Below are 6,221 nucleotides of genomic sequence, written 5' to 3'. Positions count from 1 at the left end.
TCTGAGGCAGCACCTGGCACGGCTGGGACGGAAGTCGCTGTCGTTCTCAAAATCGGTGGAGCTGCATGACAAAGTCATCGGGCATTATCTGAACATAAAACACTATCAATAAGTTGGAGTCATTACCGCGGTTTTGCGCCAATTCTTGGCACATTACGTGCCGGTGATATGTATACGTCACCCGATATATTCTCGTCCGTACGATTTAGCGGTGTTCGCCTGTTTCGCGATATGCAAATGCTACCGAACTCAAAGCAAAATTTTACGCCGCGGGTGCAGGGGATCGCGCAGAGTAATGCTTTGGTTACCATCGAGCAGAATGGCTTTATCGTTTATCAAAAAGAAGTTCCGCCAGGGCCGTTCTCAATTGCTGATATGCAACTGGCAGGCGGCGGGACAGATTTGGATGTAACGGTACGCGAAGCGGACGGTTCAGTAACAACCTATCTGGTGCCCTATGCTTCAGTCCCCAATATGCTACAGCCGGGGGTGTCAAAATACGATTTTGCGGCCGGGCGTAGCCATATCGAAGGTGCGAGCAACCAGTCCGATTTTGCACAGGCCAGTTATCAGTACGGATTAAACAATTTACTGACACTTTTTGGCGGTACCATGTTTTCTAATCACTACCATGCGTTTACCTTTGGTACGGGCTGGAATACGCGCATTGGCGCGATTTCTATGGACGCCACCCGGTCACACAGCGAGCAGGATAGCGGCGAGGTATTTGACGGACAGAGCTACCAACTCGCCTATAACAAGTATTTGGCGCAAACCGCGACCCGTTTTGGACTTGCGGCATATCGTTATTCATCGCGCGGTTATCGGACATTCAACGATCACGTCTGGGCGAATAACAAAAACAGCTATCATCGTGATGAAAACGACGTTTACGACGTCGCTGATTATTATCAAAACGATTTTGGCCGTAAAAATACTTTCTCTGCAAACATCAGTCAGACGTTGCCGGAGGGATGGGGCGCTGTTTCATTGAGTTCGCTGTGGCGAGATTATTGGGGACGAGGGGGGAATAGTGAAGACTATCAACTCAGTTATTCAAATAGCTGGCGGCGGATTAGCTATACATTCTCAGCGAGCCAGACCTATGATGAAGACCATCGCGAAGATAAACGTTTTAACCTGTTTATTTCGGTTCCGCTTGACTGGGGGGACGGTATTACCACACCGCATCGTTACCTGAGCATGTCAAATTCAACCACCTTTGATGAGAATGGACTGGCGTCAAATAATATCGGCTTAAACGGAACGACGGGCGATCGCGATCAATTTATTTATGGTGTTAACCTGAACCACCAGCGACAGGATAATGAAACGGCCGTGGGTGGAAACGTCACCTGGAATACCCCGATAGCGGCCATTAACGGCAACTACAGTCAGTCGTCGCAATATCATCAGGCTGGCGGAAGTCTTTACGGGGGCGTAGTGGTGTGGTCTGGCGGCGTGAATTTATCGAATCGACTTTCGGATACGTTTGCCATTATGCAAGCGCCGGGTCTGGAAGGCGCCTACGTTAATGGACAAAAATATCGGACGACCAATGCTAACGGGACGGTCGTCTACGATAATCTGACGCCCTATCGCGAGAATCACCTGCTGCTTGATGTATCGCAAAGCGACAGTGAAACCGAACTACGTGGTAACCGTAAAAACGCATCCTCATACCGTGGTGCAGTTTTGCTTGTGCGTTTTGATACCGACCAGCGCAAACCGTGGTTTATTAAGGCCCAACGCCCGGATGGCGCGCCATTAACCTTTGGCTACGAAGTGAATGATGTCCACGGGTACAACGTGGGGGTCGTGGGGCAGGGAAGCCAGCTTTTTATCCGCACGAATGAAATTCCGCCTGAAGTCAGCGTGGCGGTTGATAAAGAAAAGGGACTTTCATGTTCAATCACTTTCGATAAGACGATTGATGAAAGTAAAGTCTATATTTGCCGATAGTGTCGGATATCGCTATGAAACTCAATTTTTTACTTTTACTGGTTCTGATGGTGGTGCTGCCCGCATCTTACGCAGGGTGTAAAGGAAATATCTCCTACGAGGATAATCTTATTATACGTGAAGATTTTTCTATAAATTCCTCACAGTCAGAATCCTATACTCATCAGTTTAACGATCTCACTTGCGTAGGGACGAATACTATTAATCCATTAAAAACATCGGATGTTATTGTTGGATTGTATGATGATACCGTTAAGCTAGCGTTGAAATTTACGTGGGTAAATAGTTCTGATATCAGTCTGGCAAGTGGGAAAGGTGATTTTTCAGCGAGCTATCGGGTCGATGTCTCGCCTGCAAGCAGTGCTGCATCTGTGAACATCTCAGCGGGGTCAGGGAACAGCGTCTATATCAAAGATGTGACTTCACTTTCCAGCGCAACGGCTACTTCTCAAAGTTCAGCACTCTTTACCTTAGTGGTTTGTTTACTGTCGGGTAAAGCGTGGGAACCTTGCATCACAAGTTATCATAACTCGCTTGCAAAGGACGGCGGATTTTACTCTGCGAATTTGCGTTTAACCTACAACAGAAAGCAGACGACCTGCAAACCTGAAGAGTTGAATATTGTACTGCCTGACATTGCTCTTTCAGAACTTGCTGTAAACGGAAAGATTGTCAGCAAAAATGTTACCGAAAATATTCGATTGCAGTGTGATAATCTTTTTGGTGACCGCAAACAGACGTCACGCAAAATGGTGACGTATCTCTCCAGCAGTGATTTAGTCGCGGGAAGCAGTTTTATTCTTCGTGGCAGTACAGACAATGGCGTTGGGTTTGTTCTGGAGAATAATAATCAAGTCGTCAATATATCCAGCGTGACCGGACAAGGTGACGCAACCACATTATGGAAAGTGGATAAGCCAGGAGACGCGGTGAACAGCAATACTGTGAACATTCCCATCGTTGCCAGCTATTACGTTTATGACAAAAGTAAGGTGAAACCGGGCAATCTCAGCGCTACCGCGTTAATTTATGTGAAGTATGACTGACTGTGCCTGGGGTTATCCTGATTACGTTAACGATAAAGCAAGCGCTTGAATTCCCCCTCAGTCCGAGGGGGGATTTTTAGCGGTGATAAAAAATCTCGCCATCGTAGGCTTTGATAATTTTGCCGTCAGCGTCATTGATCAGCACATACGCACCGCCCATATAGGTCCAGTGCGTCCCGGCATCCGGTGCGGGTAAATTTCGCAACTTCCACTGCTTGATGTTGTACTCGTCGGTGCGATACATCTCTGGCACCGTATCGCCTGGTTTGAAATGGGTGAAGTCAGCGATGAAGCCGCTGAGTTCGTACTGATCAATCCCCTTCGCGGCGACGGTTGTGGCGGGTGCGGCCCAGACCGCGCTGGATGCGAGCAGCAGCGCGCCCATCACCAATTTGTTCTTCATACTTCTACGCTCCACTGTTAGAACCTTCAAAATCAATCGTGTATCTTTCCCGGCCTTCATGATGACTGACAAGCGCTGGTTTGTTAGATTCCCGGAAATTTCGTAAAAAATGTAAACCTGTTTTTCGTCTGACAACTGCACTATAGAAGAATTCGGCCAAAAATGATGGCGTCAGACAGCGTTTTCGGACCACTGGCTACCCATGCCACGATCCCCAGATGCAGAAATGCAGGCGTTCGGCATACATCACTCCAGCGATGAAGCCCATAGAGACCAGAAGGAGATACAGAAAAAGATAAAGGACTATCAACTTTAACGCACTGGGTTTCATATTGAAATAGGTTTCATAAACAGAGACGTTTTAAATATTTTCGAAGATAACAGTTAATCAATGGCAACATATAAATTACTTTGCACGATACTATGGCGTAGTAGGCGATTTCTGATCTTGATAAATATCATAATATTAAATGTATTTAAGATTGTGGATAAAAGAATATATGATGACATTGTATCTTTGTACCTCCTTCGTTAATTAATTGCTAATTGAATAAATCAGAATGAAAAAACAGCCAGGAGTACTCTTATTATTCATGCCGGGAGCGCGTTTTGATATCAGCACTACATGAATTATATTGACAGAACAGAACGGCAAAAATATCCTGCACGTGATCTGTTGATATAAAATTCGCGGCTGGCCAGCTGCGTTATTCTTTTTGTTAACTAATGATGGTGATGGCAGTGATGAAAGCGTTAAGCCTAAAAAAGAGTGTTTATGTTCTGGTTATAGCCAGCGTATTGTCTGGTTGTGTTTCGGAAGAAGAACGCCTCGCGCGCTGTGAAGCTAAAGGCGTGAGCCGCGATGTTTGTTATCAGGTCGATCGTGCTAATCAGCAAATGATCGACAACAATGCGCAACAAAGCGCTTATGCCAATGCCCGTGCTGCGGTAAAACAGCATGCGCAGGCCACGAAGAAAAAAAGCGTCTATTACTATGAAGGGATGGAAATCAAAAAGGTGAGCACGGGTTTGAATATTAATGGTTTGCCAGCGTCTCTCGTGGAGAAAGAGGAAAGCGCTACCGTTTATCAGCAAGGTTTACATTATTTTATCGTGTACAACACGGGACACCTGGCAGTACTTAATAACCAGCGTCAGATGCTGGGCTGGGCAAAATAAAAAACCATCACTTTCTAATCTGCTGTTCTTACCGCGGGTCAGGCAAAGCTGATTTCAGTCGCGCCAGGAATAAGACAATAAACGCCGACGATATCAATATTCATGTGGCGCTTCAGGTTGAAGCGCCACCATTTTAACCGCTACCTTAGCGTCGTTTCACGATATTCTTACCAGCCTAATGAAGCAGAAGCCGCGACGACGGAATCACCATCAGACGTTCCGGCATAGCTAACCGTTGCGGCGACATTCTCCGCGAATTTATGACGATAGCCCATGGCATAACCTTGTTCACTTTTAAAATCAGCAGCGCCAACAGCAATAGCATTATCGGTGTCTACATAGTGAAGTCCGGCGATAGATGCGGCTCCAGCAATACCACTACGGTATTCTTTACGATCGTCGTTTTGCTGCTTTTCCATCGCAGAAAAGCGCGAATTATTTTGATTTTCCAGGGTGGTAATACGCGTTTCATGGTTAGCTAACTGTGTGGTGTGAGTCTGAATGACGCCATCTTGCGCTTTTTGTTTTGTTTGCACGTTAGCCACAGCGACCTGGTTAGTCGTTGTATGCTGTAAAGCCGTGTCTGCTTTACTACCATTAGTGCTAATTAACACGTTTTGATCGTTATCGACAATTTTCTGGTTTGCTTTGTTAGTGGCAATATCATCACGATTCTTAATGATTGCCTGGCCGTCATATTGTTCATCCAGAGTGACACGTTTTACCAGGTTATCATGATCGGTACGAATTTGTTGTGCATAAGTGGCAACATTATTCACCTGAGTTACATCCGCTTTACCCGCTTCCAGAGCGGATATTTGTCCTTCATGCTTTTGTAAATCATACGTAGCGCCATCAATACCAGAGACAAAAAAAGCCCCATTGGTCGTGGGATTCGTGACCACTGCATCAACGTTAGCCGCCAGGGCCGCAGGGGCAAGGGAAGCAAACAGAGCAGAGAAAACGGCAACAGCAATAATGGATTTATTTACAGATTTCATTTCAAAGTCTCACATTCAAAACACGATATATAAACAGTTATTTCCACTCTTTTTAATTGCGAGTGTGATTTAACAGTTGTTAATAAAAATGGATGTCAACATTAATAATACGTTCAGAGCATCTTGATTAAGATTTTCCTTAATTCGTGAGGCGAACTATCCACTAATGGAGGGCTAATAATCTTGACTTGGATCACATTTGAATTTAATAAGTAAAGAGGCGTGTCGAGTTATGGTTGGATTATTTTAATGTAAACATTAATAACCCATGCAGCATAAGGTGTCGGCATAATAAATATATTACTGAAGAGGCGAAAATATTTTTTCATGCCTGGTTCAAATAATGGATTTCTTACATTAATAATGATTGTGCTGCTTATGAGCGTTGCACTCGTTTTGTCCTGAAGATGCTGTTGTTGTTACGCACAGAAAAACTCCTTGCACCTGCTCGGTACCGGCGGTTACACTAAATATTGACATTTTATATGTAATTCATTGTTTTATAAGTAATTTGACTCGGGGTGCCCCTTTTCACGAAGGGCTGAGAAATACCCGTACCACCTGATCTGGATAATGCCAGCGTAGGGAAGTCAGACACTGCTCGTGTCCCTTCTTCGCGCGGGCAGGAGC

General features: G+C 45.2%; 5 protein-coding genes, 1 pseudogene and 1 riboswitch. Of the genes and pseudogenes, 4 read left to right on the top strand and 2 right to left on the bottom strand.

The genetic code is table 11. The features are described 5' to 3' along the window. The 3 genes and pseudogenes from QQZ17_RS17925 to QQZ17_RS17915 all read left to right on the top strand — a co-directional run. The coding region (locus QQZ17_RS17925; protein WP_001691633.1) for an IS1 family transposase at positions 1–112 on the top strand (112 nt) is incomplete at its 5' end. A gap of 14 nt (positions 113–126) precedes the next feature. Then, positions 127–1,962: pseudogene (locus tag QQZ17_RS17920) on the top strand (fimbrial biogenesis outer membrane usher protein); the annotation flags it as partial. Positions 1,963–1,976: 14 nt separating this feature from the next. After that, on the top strand, positions 1,977–3,008 hold the full coding sequence (locus QQZ17_RS17915; RefSeq protein WP_152403638.1) for a putative fimbrial-like adhesin protein: 1,032 nt from the start codon (positions 1,977–1,979) through the stop codon (positions 3,006–3,008). A gap of 76 nt (positions 3,009–3,084) precedes the next feature. Here QQZ17_RS17915 and rcnB read toward each other — a convergent pair whose 3' ends face one another. Continuing rightward, entirely contained in the window at positions 3,085–3,411 is a 327-nt protein-coding gene (gene rcnB, locus QQZ17_RS17910) for a Ni(II)/Co(II) efflux transporter accessory subunit RcnB (RefSeq protein ID WP_152403640.1), read from the bottom strand. A 744-nt stretch (positions 3,412–4,155) separates the two neighbouring features. Between rcnB and QQZ17_RS17905 the strand changes: the two genes are divergently transcribed. Then, positions 4,156–4,590 (top strand): hypothetical protein, encoded by a 435-nt coding sequence (locus tag QQZ17_RS17905; protein ID WP_152406292.1) that lies wholly within the window; start codon positions 4,156–4,158, stop codon positions 4,588–4,590. A gap of 167 nt (positions 4,591–4,757) precedes the next feature. Here the strand turns inward: QQZ17_RS17905 and QQZ17_RS17900 are convergent, their stop codons facing one another. Continuing rightward, the gene (locus QQZ17_RS17900) at positions 4,758–5,591 is read right to left on the bottom strand and encodes a YadA C-terminal domain-containing protein (RefSeq protein WP_152403642.1); all 834 of its coding nucleotides are present in this window, start codon (positions 5,589–5,591) and stop codon (positions 4,758–4,760) included. A gap of 507 nt (positions 5,592–6,098) precedes the next feature. Then, positions 6,099–6,196, top strand: a riboswitch (TPP riboswitch). Positions 6,197–6,221: the final 25 nt, after the last annotated feature.

Origin of the sequence: Citrobacter sp. T1.2D-1 (assembly GCF_950098555.1) — a bacterium.
Classification (GTDB): Bacteria; Pseudomonadota; Gammaproteobacteria; order Enterobacterales; family Enterobacteriaceae; genus Citrobacter_A; species Citrobacter_A telavivensis.
This window is presented reverse-complemented; position numbering and strand designations above follow the sequence as displayed.

Excerpts from the sequence above, each read along its gene's own strand:
- QQZ17_RS17915 (WP_152403638.1), top strand. The coding sequence starts at position 1,977 with ATGAAACTCAATTTTTTACTTTTACTGGTTCTGATGGTGGTGCTGCCC.
- rcnB (WP_152403640.1), bottom strand. The coding sequence starts at position 3,411 with ATGAAGAACAAATTGGTGATGGGCGCGCTGCTGCTCGCATCCAGCGCG.
- QQZ17_RS17905 (WP_152406292.1), top strand. The coding sequence starts at position 4,156 with ATGAAAGCGTTAAGCCTAAAAAAGAGTGTTTATGTTCTGGTTATAGCC.
- QQZ17_RS17900 (WP_152403642.1), bottom strand. The coding sequence starts at position 5,591 with ATGAAATCTGTAAATAAATCCATTATTGCTGTTGCCGTTTTCTCTGCT.